The following is a 22,422-nucleotide window of genomic DNA, read 5'->3' as shown; positions in this document are numbered from 1 at the left end:
GCGTCGGCCTCGAAAGGCGTCGCGCGCCTTGCCCCTGCGTCCTTTTTTCCTCGAATTCGTGCGACGATGGCTCGTCGATACCCCGGCGCCGCGCCCCATCGCGCGGCAGGAGGATTCATGATGTCCGCGCGTTCGATCTTCGCCGTCGCTTGCTCGTTTCTCGCGCTCAACGTGTTCGCTTGCGCCAAAGGCTCGACCGGCGGCGTCGGCGGCGGGGGCGGCGAGGGAGGCGATGACTGGGGGGGTCCAGGACCCGGATCGAGTTCGAGCAGTAGCGGTTCGGGCGGCGGCGGCAGCGGCGGCAGCGGCGGCGGCGTCGCCATGACCACCTGCGACATGACCACGGCCGACTGCTCCACGTGCTCCGAGTGTTCGCGCAACACCGCCGACGGCCTCTGCACGTCCGAGTTCGCGGCCTGCGCCGACAGCCTCGATTGTGGTGACTTCGTCACGTGCATCGACGGGTGCACGGATGGCGACACGGCCTGCTACACGAACTGCGAGTCGGCCTACCCGACCGGGGCGGACCTCTTCAACCAGTACGCCTCGTGCGTGATCTGCAACGACTGCTACGTGCGCTGTGACGGCGCGAACTCCTGCAGCTAGCCCGCGATCCCTTCGAGACGAACCTTCTGGCCGGCGCGCACCCCGTGCCGCCGGCAGTACCCCGCGTTCACCTCGATCACGTAACGCGACGGGCACGGCACCGAGAACGTCGAGTCGTTCATCGTCGGCGTGTTTTCCTCGATCCCCACGATCGTCCCGTCCGCATCCACGAACAGCATGTCGAGCGGGATGCATGTGTTGTGCATCCAGAACTGGTGCACCTCGTTCCGATCGAAGACGAAGATCATCCCGCGCTGCTCGTCCATGTGTTTGCGGTACATGAGCCCGCGGGCGCGCTCGTGATCACGCTGCGCGATCTCCACGGTGACCGTCTCGTCCTTCGCGTCGGCGAACACCACCTTGCCCTCGCGCAGCACGGGCGGCTTGGCGAGATCGTCGGGCGGACACGCCGGATCGGGGCCCGTCTGCGCGAGCGTGCGCTTGGGTTTGTCCTCGGTCGGGTGGATGCACCGCGTCTTCGAGGGGCGATTTTCCGAGGCCTGGGCTTCTTGCCCGATCGGCTCGGGGCGCGCGTCGTGCGGGGGCGGTACCGGCTCCTCCACGCGCGGCTCGCAGGCGACGACCAGGAACCCGAGCGACAGGGCGATGCTGAGCTTCGTGACGGCCATGGCTCGGGCCCCTTCGTAGCACGATGCGAGCCGGCGCTTGACCTTCGCCGCGCCTCGCCGCAAGGGAAAGACCTCCTATGAAACTTCCCGCGATCCAAAGCCCTGCTTTCACCGCCTTCGCCGCGGCTTCTGCCCTGGTCGTCACCGCCTTCGCGAGCGGCTGTGAGTCGAGCCCTCCCGAGCCCACGGCGGCCCCCGAACGCAAGACCGAGGCCCAGACCCAGAACAAGGAAGCGCCCGGCCAGCCCGAGAAGAGCGCCCGGCCGCGCATCCAGTTGCCGAAGCCCACGAAGAAGAAGGTCTCGGCCAAGCCCGTCGCCGAGGTCAAGCCGAGCGAGGACGATCCGGTCAAGGGCAAGTGGACCCTCGCCGACGCCACGAAAGGCCTGCCCGCGGGCAAGAGCCTCGTGGCCACGATCGAGACGGATCAGGGCAGTCTCGAGTGCACGCTCTTCGAGGACAAGGCGCCCATCACCGTCGCCAACTTCGTCGGCCTCGCGCGCGGCGTTCGCCCGTGGAAGACGCCCGAAGGCAAGTGGGAGAAGAAGCCCGCCTACGACGGCACGATCTTCCACCGCATCATCAAGGGCTTCATGATCCAGGGCGGCGACGCCAAGAAGAACGGCTCGGGCGAGGCCGGATACGTCATCCCGGACGAGGTCTGGGAGGACGCGAACCACGATCGTCCCGGCCTCCTGTGCATGGCGAACCGCGGGCCGAATACGAACAGCGCGCAGTTCTTCATCACGGACGAGGCGGCGTTCCACCTCGACGGCGGCTACACGATCTTCGGCGAATGCGCGCCGGTGGACGTCGTGCACAAGATCGCCTCCGTTCCCGTGGTCCGCGAGAAGCCGGAAACCCCGCCCGTCATCCAGAAGGTCACCGTCACCCGCAAGTGACCTTTTCTGCGCCGGATCCTCCTCTCCCTCGCGGCGCGCGCGAAAAAATTCGGTTACGCTTCGGGCATGCAGAAGCGGCTTATCTTGGTGGCCGCCGCGCTTGGCCTCATCGTCCCGGCCGCGGGTCTCGGCGGGTGCGGCAGCTCGATCGTGCGGGAGACGGAGGGCCAGGGCGGAGGCGGCGGCGAGGGTGGGGACTCGTCGAGCAGCACCGCAACAGGCCCCATCTGGGACGCGGGCAAGGACGCGTTCGACGAGTACATCGATCCCGGCTGCCCCTCCACGCCGCCGCCGATCGAGGACTTCCAGTGTGATCCCTTCGATCAACTGAACAGCGGCTGTTTCCCCGGCGACGGGTGCTTCATTTTCGTCTCATACCCGAGCGAACCCTGCGGCCAGGAGGTCTACGGCGCGTTCTGCGCGCCCGCGGGCTCCGGCGTGCAAGGTGATCCGTGCGGCAGCAACACGGGCCTCTGGTGCGCGGCGGGGTTTGCCTGCGTCGTGACCGGCTCCGGCACGCAGTGTGTGCAGCTCTGTCCGCTCGATGGCAACGATGGCTGCCCGTCCGGGCTCGTGTGCGAGCCGATCGACGTCGAAGGGTTCGGCGGATGCCTGTGAAGCGTTTGCGGAAGGCGCGCGGCGGACGAAGCCTGATCGGACTCTCACTCGCCGCGCTCTCGGGCATGTTCGTGGCCGCGGGGATCGTGGCGGGCGGCTGCGGCGCGCGCACGCCGCTCGATGTCGGCCCGCCTCAGCCCCCTTGTTTCGTCGACTCGGATTGTCCCGGCCACAAGAACCTCTGCGAGCCCGTCTACTGCGACCTCGCAGCAGGCGCGGAGGCAGGCGCCCCGCGAAACGGCGGCCTCTGCGTCGATCTCCCGCCCATCGTCTGCGACGACAACGATCCGTGCACCGACGACGCGTGCGTCCCGAAGACGGGGCAGTGCACGTACGAGGTCGCCACGCGTGACAACGACGGCGACGGCTTCCGCGGCCCGCGGCCCGGCACGCTGCCGGGTGATCCGAACGCGTGCGGCGACGACTGCGACGACAAGAGCGAGCTCGCGTATCCGGGCGGTACCGAGGTCTGCGACGGCGTCGACAACGACTGCAACGGCGTCGTCGACGACGGCGCCACGTACATCCCGCTCCTCAACGAGCCCATCCGCCTCTCAGGCGACATCGCGCCCGCGGGCCCCGGCGGCCTCGCGTGGAGCGGCACCTCGTACGCGGCGGCGTACACGGGCACCGTCTCCGGCTTCTCGATGCGCCTCAACATGCTCGCGCCGACCGGCGTGCCGCTCGGCCCCGAGGCGCCGATCGTCTTCCAGAACGGCGACAACGCCGGCGGCCCGATCGTGTGGGTCGGCGATCGGTACGGCATCGCGTGGCAGGATCGTCGCAGCGGCGACTACGAGGTGTACTTCACGCTGCTCGACGAGAGCGGCGCGAAGGTCCTGCCCGACACACGCCTCTCCTTCGCCGAGGGTTTTTCGATCAACGTCTCGCTCGGCTGGACCGGCGGCGAGTTCATCGTCGCGTGGCAAGACGAGCGTGAGGGCCTCTTCGACCTCTACGCGCAGCGCCTCTCCATCGACGGCGCGCCGATCGGCGGCAACGTCAAGCTCACGCAGGCCTTCAACGTGGGCAACGAAGCGCCGCAGATGGCGCCCGGCCTCTCGTCGATCGGCGTCGCGTGGGCGCCCGGCGACGCGCTCCAGCACTTCATCCAGTTCCAGGTCTTCAACCAGGATCTCACGCCGCGATCGCCGGCGGTCTCCCTCACGCAGGGCACCAGCGACTCGGTCTACCCCACGATCGCCTGGAACCAGGATCGGTACGTCGTCGCATGGTTCGACAAGACGGCGAACCCCAAGGCGATCTACGGCGCCGTCGTCGACGAGGACGGCAACATCCTCGTCGAGCCCAAGGCACTCACGAACCCCGGCTCCTTCCGCTCGCGTTACCCGAGCATCAAGGCCCTCGGCGACCGCGTGCTGCTCGTCTACGCCGACGATCGCGACCAGAACGACGGCTACGAGCTCTACGCGCTCATGCTCGACGGGAACCTAAACCCTTCCGGCACCGAGCAACGCGTCACGTTCGGCAAGAAGGACAGCATCTACCCGATCGCCACGTTCGGCCCCGACGGCAACGTCGGCATCCTCTTCCGCGACGACCGCGAAGGCCAGCAGCACGTGTTCTTCACACGGCTCGGCTGCATCGTGCCTTAGCGCGATGCTTGGGCCGCCGCGCCGGGGCGCCGCCCCGGACCCCGCGGGGGCTGTTCGCCCCTCGACCCGAACCAGGGCAAGCCCTGGACTCGGGTTGGAAGAACCGCGCGATGCGCGGTTCTTCCACGAGCCGGTGGCAAGACCAGGAACAGCGTTGCCAATCGAAATGACGCTGTCTTGGTCGGCAGCGTCGTTCGTGGTCTTTACTCGGCCTGTTCGATGAACTGCGCATCGCGCAGTTCATCGACCCCGGGTCCAGCGCTTGCGCTGGTCCAGGTCCAGGGGCGGACAGCCCCTGGTGGGGCCTGGGGCAACGCCCCAGCGAAGCGCCTCAGAGCCCGTCGGGCGCGATCGCGTCCCAGCCGGTTGCTTTGGCGAGCCGGCTCATCGCGAGATCGAGCTCCATCGTTGCGTTCATCAGGCTGAAGCGGTTCGTCGCGAATGCTTTCGCCGGGTCGAGGACGTCTTTCTCCTCGCGTGTTCCCACGTCGATCCCCTGCTGCACCGTGACCAGCCACTTCCGGGCGTACGACACGGCCTTCGCGTACGCGTCCACGCGCTTCTGCCAGTCGATCACCTCGGCGTAGGCCGTCTCCACCTCGACCCCTGCGCCGCCGAGCGCGTATTTTTCCGTCGCGCGCATTTCTTCGAGTTGCGCCTCGGCGAACTGGATGCGGGACGATTGCGGCAGGAAATCGAGCTTCCACTGGAACACGACGGCTGCGCCGTACCAGAAGAAGTTCGCTGTATCCCCGCCGAACGGGTTGATCTGGTTTGCCACCTCGGGCGCCCGCGCATAGCCCGCGTTGAGACCGAGCCCGATATCGGGAAAGAGCTGCGCCCGCGCGACCTCGACCTGCGCGCGCCGCGCTTGCACCCCGGCCCGCGCCATCGCGAGCTCCGGCCGATGCAGCCGCGCTGCCGTCAGGTACCGCGACACGTGCCCGAGCTTGTGCTTCGGCGGCTTGAGCGGCGCGTCGGGGATGTCGAGATCTGCGATCCCCGTGAAGAACCGGAGACCTGCGAGCGCCACCGTCATGTATCGCGCGGACTCGGCCTCGCGCACTTCGAGCTCGGCCGTGTACGTCTGCAGCTTGAAGAGCTCGATCGGATCGCCCTCGTCCTCCTCGATCGACTTCTTCACGTTGCCGATGGCCTTGTCGATCGCGCTGCGCACGTCCTTGAGGAGCAGCGCGCCGTCGCGCGCGAGCTGCAGGCCGAAATAGGCGCGGCGCACGTCGAGGCGCACGGCGTCGCGCTCCTTCTCGACGTTTGCCTTGTTCACCTCGACGTTCGCCTCGGCTGCGTCCCACAGGTTCGTGATCTTGCCGAAGGTCCAGAGCGGCACGACCCCGTCGACGCTGGCCCTCCAGGCGAGCCCGAGACTGCTCGTCAGCGACACGTCCGTGTTCGGGCTGAACACGTTGTTGCCGAGCACGGTCGGCGCTAGACCGACGCCGCCGCTCATGCGGAATTGACTGAACGGCGCGCGGTGGGCCTCGTCGAGCTGCGCGCGCACCTGCGCGAGACGCGCCCGGGCCGCGAGCACGTTCGGATGGTTTCGCTCGGCGATCTCCAGGATCTGCCGCAGGTCGTAGACGACCTTTTCTCTGGCCTCCGCGGGCGCCGGCAAGGCGGCGACGCCCAGGGAAAGGGCCGCCCCGAGAAGCCATCGCCGGATCGACCGCTGCGCCATGTCCGCGCTCTTTTTCACAGGGGCTCGCTCGCTGCAACCGTGTTCGCGGACATCACACGTCGTCATCCTCGCCCACGCCGTCGTCCGAGGCCGTGCGGACCTTTTTCATGAGTCGCCGGAAATTCGAGCGATCCATCCCCGCTTGCCGCGCCGCCTCGCTCACGTTGTTGCCCGTTCGCTTGAGCAGCCGCTCCACGTAGGCGCGCTCGAACGCGAACGCCGCCTTCTCCTTTGCCTGCGTGAACGGCAGCTCCGACAGCGTATCGCCCCAGAACGCCCGCGTATCCCCCGCCGCCCCGTCCTCCTCCACGTGCGCCTCGTCTCGCCCGAACGGCAGATCCGTCGGCAGGATCGAGTCCCCGCGCGCCATCACCACCGCGTGCTCGATCGCGTTCTCGAGCTGCCGCACGTTCCCCGGCCAGGGCTGCTCGCGCAGGAGCCTGAGCGCCTCGACACCGATCCGCTTGATGTCGCGCCCGCTCCGCCGCGCGTACTTGTGCAAGAAGTGGTACGCGAGCAGCGGGATGTCCTCTTTTCGCTGCCGGAGCGGCGGCAAATGCACGGGGATCACGGCGAGCCGATAATAAAGGTCCTCCCGGAAACGCCCCGACGCGATCCGCTCCTTCAGGTCCACGTTCGTCGCGGCGATCACGCGCACGTCGACCGTCTTCGGCTGCGTCGCGCCCACGCGCTTGATCTCGCCCTCGGCGAGCGCGCGGAGCAGCTTCGCCTGCGCGCTCAGCGGCAGATCGCCGATCTCGTCGAGGAACACGGTCCCCTTGTCGGCGAGCTCGAAGAGCCCCGGCCGATCCTGCGCGCCGGTGAATGCGCCGCGCACGCTGCCGAAGAGCTCGGTCTCCACGAGCGTCTCGGGGATCGCGCCGCAGTTGATCGCGCGGAGCGGCCTGTCGCTCCGCAGGCTGTGCTGGTGGATCGCGCGCGCGACGAGCTCCTTGCCCGTCCCGTTCTCCCCGAGGATCAGCACCGTCGACGTGGTCGGCGCTGCGCCGAGCGCGATCCGGTAGACCTCCTGCATCCGCGACGAGCGGCCGATCAGCTCGCCGAACCGCTCGTGCTCCACGAGGCGTTGCTCGAGCACGCGCGTTCGATCGACGAGCCGCTTGTGCTCCGCGGCCTGCATGAGCGCGAGCGCCACGGTCTCCGTGGGGCCGAACGGCTTCGTCAGGAAGTTGTAGGCGCCTTGCCGCACGGCCGCGACGGCCGTGTCGATGTCGCCGAACGCCGTCATCATGACGACCTCGACCTCGGGGTGCTGCTCCTTGATCCGCGCGAGCACCTCCATGCCGCTCGGACCGGGCATCATCACGTCGAGCAGCACCACGTCGACCGCGCGCGCCGTCGAGAGCAGCGTGAGTGCGGCGGCGCCGTCCTCGGCCGTCATCACGTCGAAGCCCTCGGCGAGGAGCACGCGCGCCAGGCTGCGACGCAGCGCCGGCTCGTCGTCGACCACCATCACGTGCGCCTTCGGCGCCTTGGTCGCCCCTTGCGTCGTCTCGCTCGGCACGTCGCTGCCATGGTCGCGCTCGAATCCTCCGCGTGCAAGTCAACGCGGCACGGGCCGCGTCGGCAGCGGGGGAACGAGGTCGACCGAAACCCAGATGTCCGTGCCTTTTCGCCCCGCGCGACGGCTCCCGCCGACCTCGACTGCCACGCACCCGTCCGGATGCCGATACGCGAGCGCGCCGCCCATGCCCACGAGGGCCCTCGTCCACACGTCGGCGTCGGCGCGGATGTTCCCGGTGACGCCGCCGAAGAGCGGCCTCGCATAACCCAGGCCCAGAAGAAGCCCGCGCTCCGCCACGATCCCGATCGTGTCGCCGAGCAGGAGCCCGCCGCCGAGCGAACGCGCGAGCGCGCCCGTTCCCGCCGCGCGCCCGTACACGTCGAGCAGGACCGTGGTCTTGTCCTCCAGGCCCACGCGTAGCTCCGCGAGCGCAGAAATTCCATCCCCCGCTTCGTCCGGGAGCTCCACGCTCCCCTTGCTCGCGATCGCCTCGACCCGCGCGCTCACGGCCCCGTACGTGCCCTCCGCGCTCGCCCACCCGACCGCGCTCGTGCCCGTGTTCGTCGCGACGAACCCGCCCTTGACCTCGGCCTCGAGCGAGCTGCCGAATGCGCTCCCGATCGAGCTCGACACGGAGAGCGCCGCGAGCCCGAGCACGGGCCCGAGATCCGGCCGTATCGCCTGGAAAAACGTTCCCGCGCCCTGCGCGACCGCGCCACGCGCTTCGAGCCGCGGCGTGATGCGGTGCACGAGCGGGGCCGCGTCCTTCGCTTCGCCGAACGACCGTTCCAGGGTGACGGACGCCTCGCCCCGCGCCTCGGCCACGGCGTCCCAGGCCATCGGCGCGCCCTCGGGCCCCGCGAGCCGCGCCCGCGTCCCGAGCCGCGCCCGCGTGAAGAGCGGCCCGAGCCGCGGCGCGACCTCGATCCCCGCCTCGGCGCGCGCATACGGCGCATTCGTTTGCCCTGAAAGCATCGCCAGCGCCGTGTTCGCCTCCCAGCTCCCGCGTCGCCCCACTGCGCCCGAGGCCCCGGCGAACGCCGTTGGACCCCAAACGATCGGCCCTTCCCCACGCCGCGCCCTCGCCGTGAGCCCGGTCCCGAGGATCGCGCCCACGCCTCGACCCGGTGAGACTTGCATCGTCACGCTGGCCGCGCCCACGTCGAACGGCTGCGCCGCCGCCGTGAGCGAGGGCGTCGCCACGAGCCCCCGCGCACCCCGGATTGCATCCAGATCCCAGGCGATCCGCACGTCCGGCCGCGCGTCCGTCCGGACGAACCCGTGTGTATCCGCGACGAACCGATCCTGCCGGAGCCGATCCCACGTGAACCGCCCCGTCATCGTGGGCCCCTCGATCCGCGCGCCGAGCTCCACGCCTCCCTGCACGTATCCCGACGCGTAGAGCTCGACCGCGCGCAACTTCCCGTCCGCGCCGCGCCAGGGAAACCGTGCGCCTGCGCCGAGGAGCGCGCCGTCGTCGCCGCGCATCGCGAACCGCGGCGGCAAGAGCCCCACGCGATCCGCGGGCCGCACGAGGAGCCACGGCAGAATGAACACCGGGATGGGCCCGAAGTAGAGCCGCGGCCATCGGAGCTCGAGGTCCCCCTGCCCCGTCGCCCGCGCCCCCGAGATCTCCAGCGAAACGGGCGGATCCTTGCAAGGGCAGTGCAAGATCTTCGCCGTCCCGCGCATCTCGACCGCGCTCGGGCCGAGCGTGATCGCGAGCTTGCGGCTCGTGAGCCGGAAGCGGTCGTACGTCACGACCACGCCGCCTTCGAGCTCGACCTCGCCACGCTCGGGATCCGCGCGCGCCTCGTCGGCGCGGAACTGCACCTCGCGCTGCACGCCGGGTTTGTCCTGCCCGCGCGAAGGCGTCCCCGAAATCCATGCGGCGAACCCGAGCGCCGCGGCGACCACGCGTCGGTTCAGCGCGTCGCCCCTTCGGCGGGAGCTTGCTTCGACGTAGCGGACGCCGGGAAATCGACCTGCAGCGTCACGCCGCCTTCCGTCTCGACGAGCTTGTAACTCGGCGTGCTCGGCTGCTTCAGCTCGACCACGAGATCCACGTCGCCGTCGTCGAGCTCGACGAGCAGCACGCGACCGACGGGCGTCTGGAAAAACATCGTCTCGAGCGGCAGGCGGTTCGTCCGCGTGGGCACCACGACGCCCTTCAAGCGGTACGCGATCCGCCCTTCGGCCTTGTGCTCGGTCACGTCGACCTTCTCGCTGACCTCGATCCACACGCGGCTCACGCCGCTCGCGAGAATTTGAAAGCTCGGCGAGCTCGCGACGGGCGCCTTCGGATCACGCTTCTTCGCCTTCTTCGCCTTCCGGGCCTTCTTCACGGGCGCCCTGGGCGCGGCGGGCGCGGACGCGCCTGCGGGGGGCGGCGTCTTCGAGGTCGACTCCTCGGCCGAGGCGAACGAGCCGATCAAAAGCCCGGCAAGCGCGAGCGGGAGCGAGCGGCGCATCCCACGATTGGAACACGGTCCTGCCGAGGGAGCTAGTTTCACGTCAGACCGGCGGAAGAACGAAACCGGGCAAAAGGCTCTGCGCCGCGCGCGCAAAATCCCCGGGATCGGTATGGATGGCGACGAGTGCGTCCGTGTTCGAGCCGTGTTTCGCCATGGCCACGTTGAACCGCACGGCGCCCGAGTCGACGAGCACGAAGACGCGCCGGAGCCGCGCGCGGGCCGCGGAAAACCATGCGCTCCAGCTGTCGCGTACGATCTCGGCCGGCGCGGAGGCGCCACGCGTGTCGACGAAGAGCGTGATCGGCGCGCCGGACGCAGGCATCCGCGCGAAGATCTCGTCGAAGGGCATGCCGCCGAGCTGACCTCGATCGACGCCGCGGATCGTCGTGTAGAGGGCGCCGTCCCCGGGGCTCGAAAGGCCGAACGTGAGGCCCAGGCTCGAAAGCGCGAGGGCGCCGTCCGCGGCGCGGGTGCGCTGGATCGGCGCCGCCGGCTCCGTGAAACGCGAAGGAGCAGGGCGCTGGGCGCCGGGGGCCGCGGACGCGAGCAGGACGTCGAAACGCGCCGGGTCGTTGTGGATGCGGATCAGGTCCCCGGCGCCGGAGTAATGGCGGCTCCAGGCGACCGTGAGCTCCAGGTAGCGGGAGCTCACAAGGATGTCGACGCGCTCGAGGACCGAGCGGCGGCGTGCGAACCAGCTCGTCCAGCGGTCGGCCACGGCGTTCGCGACGCTCGTGGCCGCGCTCGGGTCCACGAAGAGCAGGAGGGGCGCGCCGAAGCGCTGGATCTCGGCGTCAACCTCGGCCGTCGGTGCGTCCCCGAGCTCGTCGACGTCGCGGCCGGTGATGGTGACGAGCGTGGCCCTCGGCCTCGGGCGCGTGAACAGATACGCGCAGGAACTGCCGCGCAAGCGCACCGTCCCGTCGGTCAACGTCTCTCGCTGCACGGGGGTCATTTTCATTGGTGCACCAACGATGTTGGCTCGCCTTCCGAGCGCCTCGACTTTTCGCGCCGGGGCGATACCGGCTTCGGCCTCCGCGCGGGGCGCGGGCCTGGCCCCCTCGGGGCGGCGCGGACCGCGTCCGGATCGAAACTTTACGCTTGAGGGAAAGGCCTCTTGTTTGGTCCAATGCGCGCCGGAAGCAAGGAGCCGAGGGGCGATGACGATGCGACGAGGGCGATGGTGGGCAGCTGGCCTGCTCGTGACGGGCGTCTGGACCAGCACGCCGGCCGCGTGGGCGCAGGGCGCTCCGGGCAAGCCGGCGACGCCAGACAAAGGCGCCGCGGCGCCCGCGACGCCGACGCCGACGCCGGCTCCGTCGCCGGCGGACGCCGACAAGGAGTCGACGCGCCTGTTCGAGGACGCGAAGAAGGCGCACAAGGCCTTCCAGTGGGACAAGGCGCGGGACGCGGCGCTCGCCGCGTTCAAGCTGAAGCCCGATCCGGCCTACGGCCTGATCCTCGGCCAGTCGGAGCTGCAGACGGGCAAGCCGCGTGACGCGGCCGAGCACCTCGAGCTCTACGTGCGCGAGGCGAAGTCGGCGACGGCGATCGAGAAGCAGGCGGCGCAGAAGCTGCTCGACGAGGCGAAGCTCAAGCTCGGGACGCTCTACATCAAGGTGAACGTCGAGGGCGCGGACGTGGTCGTCGACGGGCGCGCCGCGGGCCGCACGCCGCTCGCGGCGCCGATCTTCGTCGATCCGGGCAGCCACGAGATCGAGGTGAAGAAGTTCGGCTTCGACCCGGGCAAGGAACTGCTCGCGGTGGCGCCGGCGACCGAGAGCGAGATGGAGTTCGCGCTGGCGCCGCTGCCCACGGAGCCCGAGAAGGCGGAGCCGGAGAAGCCCAAGGAGGAGCCGAAGCCGCCGCCGTTGCCCTCGCCGAAGTGGCGCACGTACGGGATGATCGGCGGCGCAGGGCTCACGGTGCTCGGGCTCGGGCTCGGCGTGGGCCTGACGGTGATGGCGAACGGCAAGAGCGACGAGGCGGATCAGCAGCTCGATGTCCTGCGGCGAACGACGCCGACGACCTCGGGTCTGTGCGGCGCGGGCGGGTTTGCGCCGAACGCGGGGGCGTGCGCGAAGCTCAAGGACACGTTGTCGTCGCAGGACGCGGCGGCGAACGGGGCGATGGCGGGGTACATCATTGGCGGCGTGGCGGCGATCGGCACGCTGGGCTTGTTTTTGCTGCCGCGCACGCCGTTCGGCCGGAAGCTCATGGGCGTGAACGTCGTCCCGGTTTTTGGCGCGGGCCAGACGGGCGGCATGGTGGTCGGCTCGTTCTGAGGGACTGGAGAACCGGGACATGCGGCGAACGAATCGCGCGACGTGGATCTTGCTCTTGCCGATGGCGATGATCGGCCTTTTGCAGGGCCCTGGCTGCTCGAACGAGGCGGAGGACATCGAACGCAACGGCGAGAGCACGGCGCTGAAGGGCGAATGCAAGCTCGCGGCGGACGACGGCGACCCGTGCACGGTGGAGGGCTGCGAAGGCCAGCCAAACGCGCATGTGAAGGTGGCGGGTCTGCCGTGCGGCGTGAACAACGCGCTGAAATGCAACGCGAACGGCCAATGCACCGGCTGCACGAGCCCGGAGCAATGCGGGGAACCGTCGGACTGCGCGCCGTTCGCGTGCAACAGCGGCGTCTGCACCCTGACCTTCGCGCCGTCCGGCACGCCGGTACCCGCTCAGGTCCCGGGGGATTGCAAGCAGATCCAGTGCGACGGGAACGGCGAGGAGACGACGGCGAACGACGATAGCGACGTGCCGTCGACGCAGTGTCAGCTTTCGTCGTGCGTGGGCGGGACGCCGATGAGCATGCCTGCCGCGCAGGGGACGCCTTGCAGCGTGGGGGGTGGGAAGAGCTGCGACGGCGAGGGGAATTGCGTCGAGTGTAATACGGATGCGGATTGTGGGGTCGCCGGGGTCTATTGCGATACGAAGTCCAATACATGCTTCAGTTGCATGGATGGGATCAAGAACGGGGACGAGGGTGATATCGATTGCGGGGGCGATCGATGCGCCAAATGCACGCAGGGCAAAACTTGCAATATCGCAGGAGACTGCACGACTGCCAATTGTGCAGATGGGGTATGCTGCAGTTCTCCTTGCAGTGGTCCCTGTCTTGCGTGTGATCTGCCTGACTTTATTGGCGAGTGCAACCCCATCGACAAATATGGCGAGGACCCCTCCTACGGGAACGGGATGTCCTGTTTGAACGCTGATGGTCTGGCTTGCAGCGCAGCGGCGAGTTGCTTGCAGGCACTCAATACCAGCTGCACCGGTAACGGTGATTGCGCAAGTCTCCGCTGCGCCGATCCTGACGGTAACGGCCAAAAGACCTGCGTGAAGGCCCCCGGCGATTCGTGCAATCAGCCTGGTGAATGCTTCAATAATACATGCACGAACGGCGTATGCGCTCCTTGAGAGCGTGAGCCCTTGCCCTGAAGGGTGCCCCGATGCGCTCCATCCGGATCCCGCTGGCCATTCTTCTCGCCGGCATGATCGTCGGATGCGGCCTCGCCCTTGGCATCGACGAGTACGAGAAGGTATGCGAGGACGCAAACTGCCGGGCCTGCGTCGTGCCTTCCGACTGCGGTGAATCACCGCTTTGCTTCTTCTGGACCTGTGAGGCGAACGTCTGCACGCAGCGCCCCTCTGCAGGGCACGCAGTGTGTCCCCTTGGCGTCTGCGACGGCGACGGCCAGTGTGTAGGTTGCATCAGCGTCGACGACTGTGGAACCTCCACGGCATGCGAGAAGTGGACGTGTGCCGCAAGGATATGCACGCGCACCCTCGCTGCGGCAGGAACATCGGTAACCCCTCAGCCCGAAGGGGACTGTAAGCAGGCGCAATGTGATGGGAAGGGCGGGGAAGTCTCTGTCGTCGAGGCGCAGGGCACTCCTTGCACCATGAACAGCGGTAAGCTCTGCGACGCGGAAGGGGCATGCGTCCAGTGCCTGACGCATGCCGATTGCGGTCCGAGCGGCAGCTTCTGCGATCCCGATACAAAGAGCTGCTTTCGCTGCAGCGACGGCAAGAAGAATGGCGACGAAACGGATGTCGACTGCGGCGGTAACTTTTGTCCCAGGTGTGCGCAGGGCCAATACTGCGCCGGTCCAAGCGACTGCCTAACCGGCTACTGCGCGGAGGGGGTCTGCTGCTCGAATGCGTGCGACGCCCCTTGTAAAAGCTGCAATCGGCCCGGAACGCTTGGCCTTTGTGAATGGACACCTAAATACGAAGAGGATCCCTCCTTCGGCAACGGGGAATCTTGCCTGCACGCCGACAACCTTGCGTGCAACGGAGGCGGAGGCTGCGAGAGCATGCTGGGCCTTCCGTGCTCCGTCAACGGCAACTGCGCAAGCAATCAATGTGCAGATCCGGATGGCGATGGTCAGAAAACCTGCGTCAAGGGGCCGGGCGACCCGTGTACCCAGCTCATCGAGTGTTACAACAAGAAATGCGAGAGCGGCCTCTGCGCCCCCTGATCACTCCGGATTACACGCCCCCTCGCAGAACGGCTTGATCACCCCCGTCCGGAAAAACGCATCGCTCTGCGAATAAGCCGCATCGAGCGCCCTCACCTTCCCGTGCGGATCATCCTCCCCCTTCGGCGGCGTATTCGTCTTCGGCGCCTCTGGCAAACCGAAATCGTACTCCACGATCGCCGCCCCTGACAGCGGCGCCGGCGCCTCGTCCACACCCCAGATCGTTCGATTCACCGGGGCCAGGTTCTTCGCGCCCACCGTCCGCGCCAGGATGTGCGCTCCGAGCGGCGACACCTGGTAGTCCCCGATCGCCACGTGAATCAAAAGATCATGCGCCGGCGTCCCCGGCAGCATGTTCTCCCGGATGTACGGCGCGTATCCATTCGGCTCCGTTCGATCCCACAACATCTGCATCAGCCCTTCCACGAGCTGAATGTTCCGGCCCGTCCCGTAAGCGCCCTTCAGGAACAGGAAAAACGGCGCGAAATCGGTGCTCCGATCCAGCAGCATCGTGTAGGGCATGCCCGGCACGCTCACGAGCCCACGCATCACGTCCGTCGAGAGCGCCATGTACGTCGTCCCGAAGATCCCGCCCTGGCTATCGCCGCGGTAAAATCGCTGCGCCGGGTCGATCACGCTCTCGCCGTTCACCTGCAAGAGCGGCTCGTTCACGAAGCGGCCCGACATCATTCGCATCGCCAAAAGGCTGTTCAGAATGCCCTGGTGCTGCCGGTCCACGCTCTTCCGGAACGCCCCCGCGTCCGTCACCAGCGCGTCCGTGATGCTCGGGACGTCCTCGCTGGCCATGCCCACGAGATCCACCGAGAAGGCCACGTATCCGTGCCGATTCGCGAGCTCCCCGAGGTATCCGTCGCCCCCCTCGAACTTCGAGCCGAGCAGCCCGTGGCCATTCTGGATGAGCGCGAGCTTCTGCCCCTGCTTCGCCGCGTGCGGCACGTGCACCACGAACTCGTATTCGGCGAAGCCGTTCTGCTTCGGCAAACCATCGTCCCCCCGCACGAGCGACGCCCCCGGCCCCGGCGCGTCCAGGTACAGCGGCACCTTCATCATCCCGACGAGCCGCCTCCAGATCCGCGGGTTTTCCTCCTCCGTGAACTCCTCCGTGCTCGTCAGCGTGTACTCCGGCCCCTCCGCGCCCACCTTCATGAGCGCGTCGTCCCGCATCGCCACGAGCCCCGCCGTGTTGTTTTCGCGGCTCGCCGTGGTGAAATCCCACGCAATCTGAAGATCCTTCCGCGGGATCCCCGCTTTCTCCAGCCGCGCGAAGATATCGCCGTAAAGCTCGCGCCGCCTCTCGACCGAAGGCTCACACGACCCCGTCCCGTCCCGGAGCGCCTGAAACGCCGGGGACGGCGCAATGGTTTTGCCGCCCGCGTCCACCACGTTCCGGATCGCCACGATGTACCGCCGCGCGTCCGCGAGACGCACGACCGGCCGCACGAGCAGCGCACGCTCCTCGTCCGCCTCCGTCACGAGGCTTTGATCGAGCTCCGAGAAATGAGGCACCCGCTCGCCCGTCTCCGCATCCAGAATCACGGTTGGCGACGTGTCCGACAGCGAGAGCTCGATCGAATCCTGCGTCGGCAATCCCGTGATCGTCGCACCCGGCAGGTGCGTCAACGCCGGCTGCCCCGGGGAAAACCCATCACTCGGCGCCCACCATTCCGGATCCAGCGGCCCGTGGCCCGCCGCGACCGGGAGTGTCGTCGCGCCGAACGCCACGCGTTTCCCCGTCGGCCTGCTCGTATCGTCCTCGAGCCACACGTTCGAGGGGAACGGATAGCCGCATTGCGTCGGGACCAGCGGATCACAATCGGCCCCGAGCAGCTTCGGTGCGCCTGCGGGCGGCGAGATCGTCGGACAATCAAGCGGCTCCTCGGCGTTCGAGGAACATGCGACCGAACCGAGCCCGAGGCCCACGACGATCGCGGCCCGGACGAGGAGGAAGAGCGAGCGCTTCATCAGCCCTACTCTATCAGGAAATCAGGGCGTCCCGGCATTTCCTCGCCGCCCGCCCCACGGAGGACCGTGCTTTCCGTGCGCTCTTCCTGTAGAATTGTCGTCGTATGAAGGAAAAGGAGCCGCCCGTACCCAAGGAGCGCGCCGAGACCACGCGGCAGGCGCTGCTCGAAGCATTGCGGTCCGGTCGATCCACGGCGCGCGCGCTCGCCATCTCGCTCGGGCTCCGCGAGAAGGACGTACTCGCCCACCTCGAACACGTCGCCCGCTCGCTCGCCGGGCAAGGCAGCGCCCTCGGCGTGAGCCCCGCGACCTGCCTCGGCTGTGGATACGTCTTCGAGGATCGCCGCGCCTTCGGCCGCCCGAGCCGCTGCCCGCGTTGCAAAGGCGAGCGGATCGAAGCGCCGAAATTCTTCGTCGAGCCCTGAATCAGACGATGACGCCGTCGAGCTTCGCGCCCGGGAACCGCGCGCCGGCGAGCTTTGCGCCCGTGAAATCCGCGCCGCGCAGATCGCAGTGCTCGAAATCGGCGCCCGAGAGATCCGCGTCACGGAAGCTCGCGCCCGTGAAGTCCGTGCGCGAGAAATCCGAGCCGGCGAGCTTCGCGCCGTCGAAACGCGCGCCGGCCATGAACGAGTCGGTGTAATTGCCGTGCGAGAGATCAGCGCCGGAGAAATCCACCTTCTCCGCGATCATGCTGCAGCCGCTCGCCCAGGGCAGGCGCGCTTTTTTCGCGTCGAAATCGGGCGGGAGCCGATGGCGTTGCAAGCTCGCCTGATCGTCCCGCTTCCCTCCCGACCCGCCGGCATACACGGCCATGACCAGGCCACTCGCCTCCAGCGAATGGAACACTCCGCCCGCGCCGCCGGCATCCAGGAACTTCTTGTGTTTGGCGACGAGCTTCTTCCATTGCGCTGGCGTCATCGGCACGCTCGACTCCGCGAGGCTCCGCATGAGGCCACGCTCGAGGTTTCCCGCGGGCGCGCCGGGCTGATCGGAAAGCGGGAACAACCGCGCAAGATCGGCCGCTTCCTTGCGCGGCGGCGCCTTCGCGGGCTTCGCTTCTTTTGCCTCGGCCTTCGCGGCCGGCGCCGCTTTCCCTTGTTTCAAGGCGACGAGCGCATCCTCCCCGAGCACCTTCACGCCAAGCTGCTCCGCCTTCGCCAGCTTGCTCCCGGCCTTGGCCCCTGCAATGAGGTAATCGGTCTTCTTCCCGACCGAATCCGACAGCACCGCCCCGTGCGCCACGAGCAGCTTCTCCGCCTCCGCGCGCATCATCGTCCCCAGCGTGCCCGTCAGCACGACGTTCTTGCCCTGGAAATCGACGACGTCCCCACCCGACGCCTCGTCGCTCCCCGGCTGCAGCCGAACCGGTTCGATATGCGCGAAGTGCGGCAGATCCGCATTGAGCGGCGTCGTTTGTGTTGCCGCGGCGAGATCCTCGGCCCGCGCGATCGAGAGCCCCATCGCCGTCGCGACGAACACGTCCCCCTCGTGGGAAAGACACACGTAGGGGACCCATATGTTCTCCTCGCGCAGCGCCTCGCAGGTATTCTCGAAAACGAAGCAACGCGGCGCCGCGTCCTCCTCGATGCGAAGGACGTGCGCCGTTCCCGTGACGAGGACCGAAGCGCCGTTTTTCCTGACGACCCCCTCCCAAACTCCCTCGGGGGCCAGGTTTTGCGCGATCGGGCAAGGCGTCGCGCTCGGGGCGGTCGCGGCAACGCGGACGACGGCCCCGAGGGTGGGGATGACCCAGGCAGAGCCGTCCGGGAGCGGAATCACATGCCTGATGCTACCGATGCCCTGCCGGCTGCCCATCTTGTCGAGGGTTCCATCCGGACGAACCCTCCACACGTATCGGAGGCTCGTCGCCCATATCGTGCCGTCCTCGCCGGCATGCACGGTTCGAATATCCTCGCCCTCGAGGTCCGGATGGACGAGCGACCACGACCCTCCCGCCTCCGTGCGGACGAAAAGCCCGTCCTTTCCTCCGGCGAAGACCCGTCCATCCGGCCCGATCGCCACGCCCACCGCGCTCTTGATCCCGTGCTTCGCCCCGAAACGTGTCACCTCGCCCGAGCGCTCGCGCAGGACCAATCCCTTGGCCGTGCCGATCCACACGTTCCCCGCGCTATCCACGGCGATCGATTTCGCGACGGCGCCCCCGCTCACCGCTCCGACCTCGAACACGGGCGTGACCTCGCCGTTCCGCGAAACCGCGGCGAGGAGCAGCGGGGTCAGCACATACACGCCTCCCTCGGCGCGGGGCACGATGCCTATCGCGGATTCCAGCGACGTTCCCAGGACGAACGAGCGGCGAACAGGAAACACATGCGCGAACCGCGGCCGTTTCGTCCTCGGTTCGTCTTCACATTGCCTCCACGTGGGCCCGGACCAAGCACGCGACGCGAAATGTCCTAGCTTCGAGATGTTCGGCGCGAGCCGCTTCGGCAAGAAAGCGACGAACTCCGCCGTGTCCCCCATCGGATTGCGATTGCGCCCGGAGCCGCGCTGCTTCACGAGGACGTCCGCGACGAGGACGGGGAGCTTCTTCTTTTTGTCGAACTCGAACTTCATCTTCCAAAGGGTCTGGATCTCGCGGGCGAGGGGCGTGCATTCGTAGCCGAACGTCTCGCCCGCAGGCGCCTCGCATTCCAGCACGGCCTCGTCGAAGAGCCGGACCACGAAGCCGTGATCCCACGCGATCGGCGCATCAGGGTGAATGCTCTTCACGTGGAATCGCGCCTCGACGAAGGGACCTTCCTCGTCGAAGAAGCGCACCGCCGTCTCGATATTCGGCCCGAGCGCGAGGGCGCGCCGCTCGGCCTCGTCGCGCGTCCACTCCCGGTAGGATCGAATGCTCACATCGTAGAGATCGCTGCCCACGAAATTGCATTCGCCCAGCACGCACGCGGCGTCAAGCTGTATACTCGGCTCATCGTGCGACGCTCCTTCCTCCTCGCCGCACTCACGACCGCCGCCACGGCCTGCGCCACACCCACGCCCTCCGAGCCACGCGTGGCGGCGCCGGCGGCGACCACGAACACCCCCGCCGATCCCGCCCCCGAGACCACGCCTGCAGCCGAAGCTCCCGACGCCGCCTGCCCGCCCGGCAAGGCCGAGGACGAGAACGAGCCCGCGTGCGTGTACGCCGCGATCGTGAAGAGAATCCCCCGGCGGCTCGATATCGATCGGGCGATCGAGCCCTACGCGGGCAACATCATGGAGGTCAAGAAGGCGTACGACGACGATTTCGCCGTGGTCCACAGCCTCAGCAGCGAATTCGATTGGCTCGCCGTGCGCCCCGAGCCCCGCGTCGTTTCGATCCGCGCGCGCATCCAGCAAGCCGCCCTTTACGACGTCCTGCGTCAGCGCCTCGCGGGCGCCGAGCCGCCCCGCGTAAAACTCTACACCGACAAAGAAGAAGAGTTGCTCGACAAGGCCGCGACGAGCGGCGATCCGAACCTCGCTTCCATGTCGCAGGAGCTCCGCCGGAGGCGCGAGGAGATGTTCCAGTCCGCGCGGGAAAACTGGCTCCAGGCGACCGAGGCCGCCCTGGTCCGCCATTACGCCGACGCGTTGCTCCGGGCGAGGGCGTGGAGCATCCAAACACCCGAGATCGACCGCGCCCGAGCGCGGATCCGCCACTGGTCCGAGCTCCTCGGCGACGCCAAGATCAAGGCGTACACCGAGGGGCTCGTCGATCCCGCGAACGGAAAGCCGTTCGTGTATACGCCCGGGGCCCTCGAAACCCCCTGACGCGTGTTCACATCTCGAGCGTGAGGCCCACGGTCCAGGTCGAGGTGCCGACCTTCATTTGATTCGCGCCGAGGCCGAGGTTCTGGTTCGTCCACTCGCCGAAAAGGTGCACGTGGTTGATGCCCGACTCCTGATCGAGCGCGGCCATCGAGCGGCGGCCGAGCCAGTCGAGCGCGAGCATGCCGCCGAGCGCCCAGTGCACGCCATAACTGAATCCGCGGCCCTTGACGGCGTCATCGCCGGTCCCGACCTCTGCCGTTTCATCCCCGACGTCGACCCACCAGAGGCCCGCACCGAAGCCGATCTTGCCATAAGGAATGATCGGAATCCCGGTGCGGCGGAAGAGCTCGTCGAAGCGGAGCACGGCCGAGAGGTGCATCGGGAGAATGGTGAGCGACGTCTCGCCCACGCGCCGATCGTCATAATAATACGCCCCGTCGGGCGCGTCGTACGTCCCCTCGCGGAAGGCCTTGCCCGACGCCGAGGTGTATCCCAGGCCGATGCCAGGTCCGAGCGAGCCGACCCAGGGAATGCGCAGCGCTTGCCAATCGAACTCGGCGCCGAAATGGAACCGGCCCTTGTCGCCGAAGAACTTGCTGTACGGGCCATCGCCGCCGAACTCGTCGTCGACGGCCGGATAATAAGGGCCAAAGCGGAGCTCGAGCGCGAACCGCTGAGGGCTGCCCTGCTGCACGCTCCCGCGCTCGCTCTGTCGCCAGTTCGAATCGCGGATCCGCCTCGTCGTTTGCGCCTCCGCGCCCTCGGCGGCGAGCAGCGCGGCGAGGGCGACGAGCGCCGAAGCGAAAATCTTCGTCCGCATCACGACGCCCCCTCGCTGCCGGCGCCGCGTCCGCCTCTTTGCGGTCTCCTGCGCCGTCGCAAGCCGAACGCGACCGCGGACAGGGCGACCGCGCCGCCGAAGAGCCCCGCGGCCCGGGAGCTGGGCGAAGCCGAAGCGGAGCAGAGGCCACCGCCCTTGCCGCCGAGCTGATTGTAGACCTCGAAGAAATCGTCGACCGGGATGGGCGCCACGCAGTGCACCTCGGACAGCGGTCCAACATTGCCACGGGTATCCTTGGCCGCCACGGCGACCGCGTAGGTGACGCCGTTCTCCAGATCGGAGACCTTGCTGGTGGTGCCACAAGGCGTCCACGTGGGATCGGGCCGCTGCCCCGCGGCGAAGGGGCTCGTGCACGTCGCGCTCTCGCTCCCGCCCGCGCCCCCGCTCCCCCCCGCGCCGCCCGCGCCCCCGCTCCCGCCCGCGCCCCCGCTCCCCCCCGCGCCGCCATTGATGGTCTGACCGCTCGGGAAGAGGGCGTTTCCTTTGGCGCAATACACGGCGACGCCCGCGAAATCGGTGTCCGTCGGAGGATCGAAGTCGACCTCGAAGCCACCGTCCCCCTGCGTCAGGGACACGTTCTTCGGGGCAGCGGGCCCCCAGAGGTCGAGTTTCGTCTTCGACCACGTCGCGCTGGCGACCACCGAGCCGCTCCCGAAGAGCATGAAATGCACCGCGAGCGCCTTCTCCGCCCCCGTGATGCTGTTCTCCGCGCAGGCCTGGACGTCGGGGTCCTGATCGACGGCCACCATCTCCTGCGCCGTCAGCACGACCTTCCCGATGTTGTCCTTGGGGTTCGCTTGAGGGAGCTCCGATGGATTGAGCTGAAAGCATTGAGGCGCGGCGCCGGTGCGTTGCATCGGATCCTTGCAATCGATCCCTGCCGTCGTCGTGCCCCAGACCTCGAACGAATACGAGCTCGTGAACCCCGAGAACGTGAGGTTGAAGGTGAAGGTGTCCTCGGGGTCCAGGCACTCCTCGCGGTTGATGTCCCAGGGCGTGGCCGTATGGTCCGATTGGGGCGTCCGGACGACGGGCTGCTGCGACTGGAGCGCCACCGTCTGCGCCTCCGCCGCGCCGCTCGTGAGCCCCCCCGCCGCGACCAAAAGCGCTGCCCACGCCGAGCGAAACATGCGCCGCCTCCCGTCCAAAAGACCCGACGAAGCTGTATCCATCCCGCGTGTTTGAGCACAGCTCGTGCCACGGAGCAAATCCTGCTGCGCGCGGGCGATTCCATCCGGACGGAGCCCTCCGCGTGACGAGTTGGCCGGACGGATGCGCCACGC

At 68.2% G+C, this 22,422-nt stretch carries 19 protein-coding genes; 9 read left to right on the top strand and 10 right to left on the bottom strand.

Annotation, left to right across the window (positions count from 1 at the left end; all coding sequences use genetic code 11):
- Positions 1-117: 117 nt before the first annotated feature.
- Positions 118-606 carry a hypothetical protein gene (locus KEG57_RS25855; protein WP_272424682.1) on the top strand — a complete coding sequence of 163 codons (489 nt, stop codon included), beginning with the start codon at positions 118-120 and terminating at the stop codon, positions 604-606.
- Here the strand turns inward: KEG57_RS25855 and KEG57_RS25850 are convergent.
- Positions 603-1,235, bottom strand: coding sequence for a DUF192 domain-containing protein (locus tag KEG57_RS25850; protein WP_272424683.1), 633 nt, complete (start codon positions 1,233-1,235; stop codon positions 603-605). The two genes, KEG57_RS25855 and KEG57_RS25850, sit on opposite strands and share 4 nt — an antisense overlap.
- A 77-nt stretch (positions 1,236-1,312) precedes the next feature.
- Here KEG57_RS25850 and KEG57_RS25845 point away from each other — a divergent pair, with 77 nt between their 5' ends.
- The 3 genes from KEG57_RS25845 (at position 1,313) to KEG57_RS25835 (ending at position 4,371) form a co-directional block, all read left to right on the top strand.
- On the top strand, positions 1,313-2,137 hold the full coding sequence (locus KEG57_RS25845) for a peptidylprolyl isomerase (RefSeq protein ID WP_272424684.1): 825 nt from the start codon (positions 1,313-1,315) through the stop codon (positions 2,135-2,137).
- A 66-nt stretch (positions 2,138-2,203) separates the two neighbouring features.
- Positions 2,204-2,755, top strand: coding sequence for a hypothetical protein (locus KEG57_RS25840; RefSeq protein WP_272424686.1), 552 nt, complete (start codon positions 2,204-2,206; stop codon positions 2,753-2,755).
- On the top strand, positions 2,746-4,371 hold the full coding sequence (locus KEG57_RS25835) for a putative metal-binding motif-containing protein (RefSeq protein ID WP_272458865.1): 1,626 nt from the start codon (positions 2,746-2,748) through the stop codon (positions 4,369-4,371). The genes KEG57_RS25840 and KEG57_RS25835 overlap by 10 nt, the downstream gene beginning before the upstream one ends.
- A 331-nt stretch (positions 4,372-4,702) precedes the next feature.
- On the opposite strand, the gene KEG57_RS25830 is transcribed toward KEG57_RS25835, so the two are convergent.
- Genes KEG57_RS25830 through KEG57_RS25810 form a run of 5 tightly spaced genes read right to left on the bottom strand, consistent with a single transcriptional unit; the run spans position 4,703 to position 11,027 of the window.
- Complete coding sequence (locus tag KEG57_RS25830; RefSeq protein ID WP_272427698.1) at positions 4,703-6,067, bottom strand: TolC family protein; 1,365 nt, start codon at positions 6,065-6,067, stop codon at positions 4,703-4,705.
- A 52-nt stretch (positions 6,068-6,119) separates the two neighbouring features.
- On the bottom strand, positions 6,120-7,592 hold the full coding sequence (locus KEG57_RS25825) for a sigma-54-dependent transcriptional regulator (RefSeq protein ID WP_272427699.1): 1,473 nt from the start codon (positions 7,590-7,592) through the stop codon (positions 6,120-6,122).
- A gap of 39 nt (positions 7,593-7,631) precedes the next feature.
- Entirely contained in the window at positions 7,632-9,509 is a 1,878-nt protein-coding gene (locus tag KEG57_RS25820; RefSeq protein WP_272427700.1) for a hypothetical protein, read from the bottom strand.
- Positions 9,510-9,517: 8 nt separating this feature from the next.
- A complete protein-coding gene (locus tag KEG57_RS25815; RefSeq protein ID WP_272427701.1) occupies positions 9,518-10,063 on the bottom strand; it encodes a hypothetical protein in 546 nt (181 codons plus the stop codon).
- Positions 10,064-10,106: 43 nt separating this feature from the next.
- Positions 10,107-11,027, bottom strand: coding sequence for a hypothetical protein (locus tag KEG57_RS25810; protein ID WP_272427702.1), 921 nt, complete (start codon positions 11,025-11,027; stop codon positions 10,107-10,109).
- A gap of 199 nt (positions 11,028-11,226) precedes the next feature.
- On the opposite strand from KEG57_RS25810, the gene KEG57_RS25805 reads away from it, so the two are divergent.
- The 3 genes from KEG57_RS25805 to KEG57_RS25795 all read left to right on the top strand — a co-directional run bounded on the left by KEG57_RS25805 (position 11,227) and on the right by KEG57_RS25795 (position 14,556).
- A complete protein-coding gene (locus KEG57_RS25805; RefSeq protein ID WP_272427703.1) occupies positions 11,227-12,351 on the top strand; it encodes a PEGA domain-containing protein in 1,125 nt (374 codons plus the stop codon).
- A gap of 19 nt (positions 12,352-12,370) precedes the next feature.
- Positions 12,371-13,492, top strand: coding sequence for a hypothetical protein (locus KEG57_RS25800; RefSeq protein WP_272427704.1), 1,122 nt, complete (start codon positions 12,371-12,373; stop codon positions 13,490-13,492).
- Positions 13,493-14,391: 899 nt separating this feature from the next.
- Positions 14,392-14,556: a hypothetical protein gene (locus KEG57_RS25795; protein WP_272427705.1), complete on the top strand. Its 165-nt coding sequence runs from the start codon at positions 14,392-14,394 to the stop codon at positions 14,554-14,556.
- On the opposite strand, the gene KEG57_RS25790 is transcribed toward KEG57_RS25795, so the two are convergent.
- Positions 14,557-16,539, bottom strand: a complete 1,983-nt coding sequence (locus tag KEG57_RS25790) for a hypothetical protein (RefSeq protein WP_272427706.1) — start codon at positions 16,537-16,539, stop codon at positions 14,557-14,559.
- Positions 16,540-16,643: 104 nt separating this feature from the next.
- On the opposite strand from KEG57_RS25790, the gene KEG57_RS25785 reads away from it, so the two are divergent.
- Positions 16,644-16,964: a transcriptional regulator gene (locus KEG57_RS25785; protein WP_272427707.1), complete on the top strand. Its 321-nt coding sequence runs from the start codon at positions 16,644-16,646 to the stop codon at positions 16,962-16,964.
- A 1-nt stretch (position 16,965) separates the two neighbouring features.
- Here KEG57_RS25785 and KEG57_RS25780 read toward each other — a convergent pair whose 3' ends face one another.
- Positions 16,966-19,446 carry a pentapeptide repeat-containing protein gene (locus tag KEG57_RS25780; protein WP_272458864.1) on the bottom strand — a complete coding sequence of 827 codons (2,481 nt, stop codon included), beginning with the start codon at positions 19,444-19,446 and terminating at the stop codon, positions 16,966-16,968.
- Positions 19,447-19,479: 33 nt separating this feature from the next.
- On the opposite strand from KEG57_RS25780, the gene KEG57_RS25775 reads away from it, so the two are divergent.
- A complete protein-coding gene (locus tag KEG57_RS25775) occupies positions 19,480-20,298 on the top strand; it encodes a hypothetical protein (protein WP_272427709.1) in 819 nt (272 codons plus the stop codon).
- 7 nt (positions 20,299-20,305) lie between these two features.
- Here KEG57_RS25775 and KEG57_RS25770 read toward each other — a convergent pair whose 3' ends face one another.
- Both KEG57_RS25770 and KEG57_RS25765 read right to left on the bottom strand, forming a co-directional pair.
- On the bottom strand, positions 20,306-21,118 hold the full coding sequence (locus KEG57_RS25770; RefSeq protein ID WP_272427711.1) for an MXAN_2562 family outer membrane beta-barrel protein: 813 nt from the start codon (positions 21,116-21,118) through the stop codon (positions 20,306-20,308).
- Complete coding sequence (locus tag KEG57_RS25765; RefSeq protein ID WP_272427712.1) at positions 21,118-22,269, bottom strand: hypothetical protein; 1,152 nt, start codon at positions 22,267-22,269, stop codon at positions 21,118-21,120. Before KEG57_RS25765 ends, KEG57_RS25770 begins: the two co-directional genes overlap by 1 nt.
- Between the last annotated feature and the right edge of the window lie 153 nt (positions 22,270-22,422).

It is taken from the genome of Polyangium jinanense, from assembly GCF_028435365.1.
The sequence above is the reverse complement of the archived record's forward strand: the minus strand, read 5'-3'. Positions and strand labels throughout refer to the sequence as shown.

Excerpts from the sequence above, each read along its gene's own strand:
- KEG57_RS25855 (WP_272424682.1), top strand. The coding sequence starts at position 118 with ATGATGTCCGCGCGTTCGATCTTCGCCGTCGCTTGCTCGTTTCTCGCG.
- KEG57_RS25850 (WP_272424683.1), bottom strand. The coding sequence starts at position 1,235 with ATGGCCGTCACGAAGCTCAGCATCGCCCTGTCGCTCGGGTTCCTGGTC.
- KEG57_RS25845 (WP_272424684.1), top strand. The coding sequence starts at position 1,313 with ATGAAACTTCCCGCGATCCAAAGCCCTGCTTTCACCGCCTTCGCCGCG.
- KEG57_RS25840 (WP_272424686.1), top strand. The coding sequence starts at position 2,204 with ATGCAGAAGCGGCTTATCTTGGTGGCCGCCGCGCTTGGCCTCATCGTC.
- KEG57_RS25835 (WP_272458865.1), top strand. The coding sequence starts at position 2,746 with ATGCCTGTGAAGCGTTTGCGGAAGGCGCGCGGCGGACGAAGCCTGATC.
- KEG57_RS25830 (WP_272427698.1), bottom strand. The coding sequence starts at position 6,067 with ATGGCGCAGCGGTCGATCCGGCGATGGCTTCTCGGGGCGGCCCTTTCC.
- KEG57_RS25815 (WP_272427701.1), bottom strand. The coding sequence starts at position 10,063 with ATGCGCCGCTCGCTCCCGCTCGCGCTTGCCGGGCTTTTGATCGGCTCG.
- KEG57_RS25810 (WP_272427702.1), bottom strand. The coding sequence starts at position 11,027 with ATGAAAATGACCCCCGTGCAGCGAGAGACGTTGACCGACGGGACGGTG.
- KEG57_RS25805 (WP_272427703.1), top strand. The coding sequence starts at position 11,227 with ATGACGATGCGACGAGGGCGATGGTGGGCAGCTGGCCTGCTCGTGACG.
- KEG57_RS25800 (WP_272427704.1), top strand. The coding sequence starts at position 12,371 with ATGCGGCGAACGAATCGCGCGACGTGGATCTTGCTCTTGCCGATGGCG.
- KEG57_RS25795 (WP_272427705.1), top strand. The coding sequence starts at position 14,392 with ATGCTGGGCCTTCCGTGCTCCGTCAACGGCAACTGCGCAAGCAATCAA.
- KEG57_RS25790 (WP_272427706.1), bottom strand. The coding sequence starts at position 16,539 with ATGAAGCGCTCGCTCTTCCTCCTCGTCCGGGCCGCGATCGTCGTGGGC.
- KEG57_RS25785 (WP_272427707.1), top strand. The coding sequence starts at position 16,644 with ATGAAGGAAAAGGAGCCGCCCGTACCCAAGGAGCGCGCCGAGACCACG.
- KEG57_RS25770 (WP_272427711.1), bottom strand. The coding sequence starts at position 21,118 with ATGCGGACGAAGATTTTCGCTTCGGCGCTCGTCGCCCTCGCCGCGCTG.
- KEG57_RS25765 (WP_272427712.1), bottom strand. The coding sequence starts at position 22,269 with ATGTTTCGCTCGGCGTGGGCAGCGCTTTTGGTCGCGGCGGGGGGGCTC.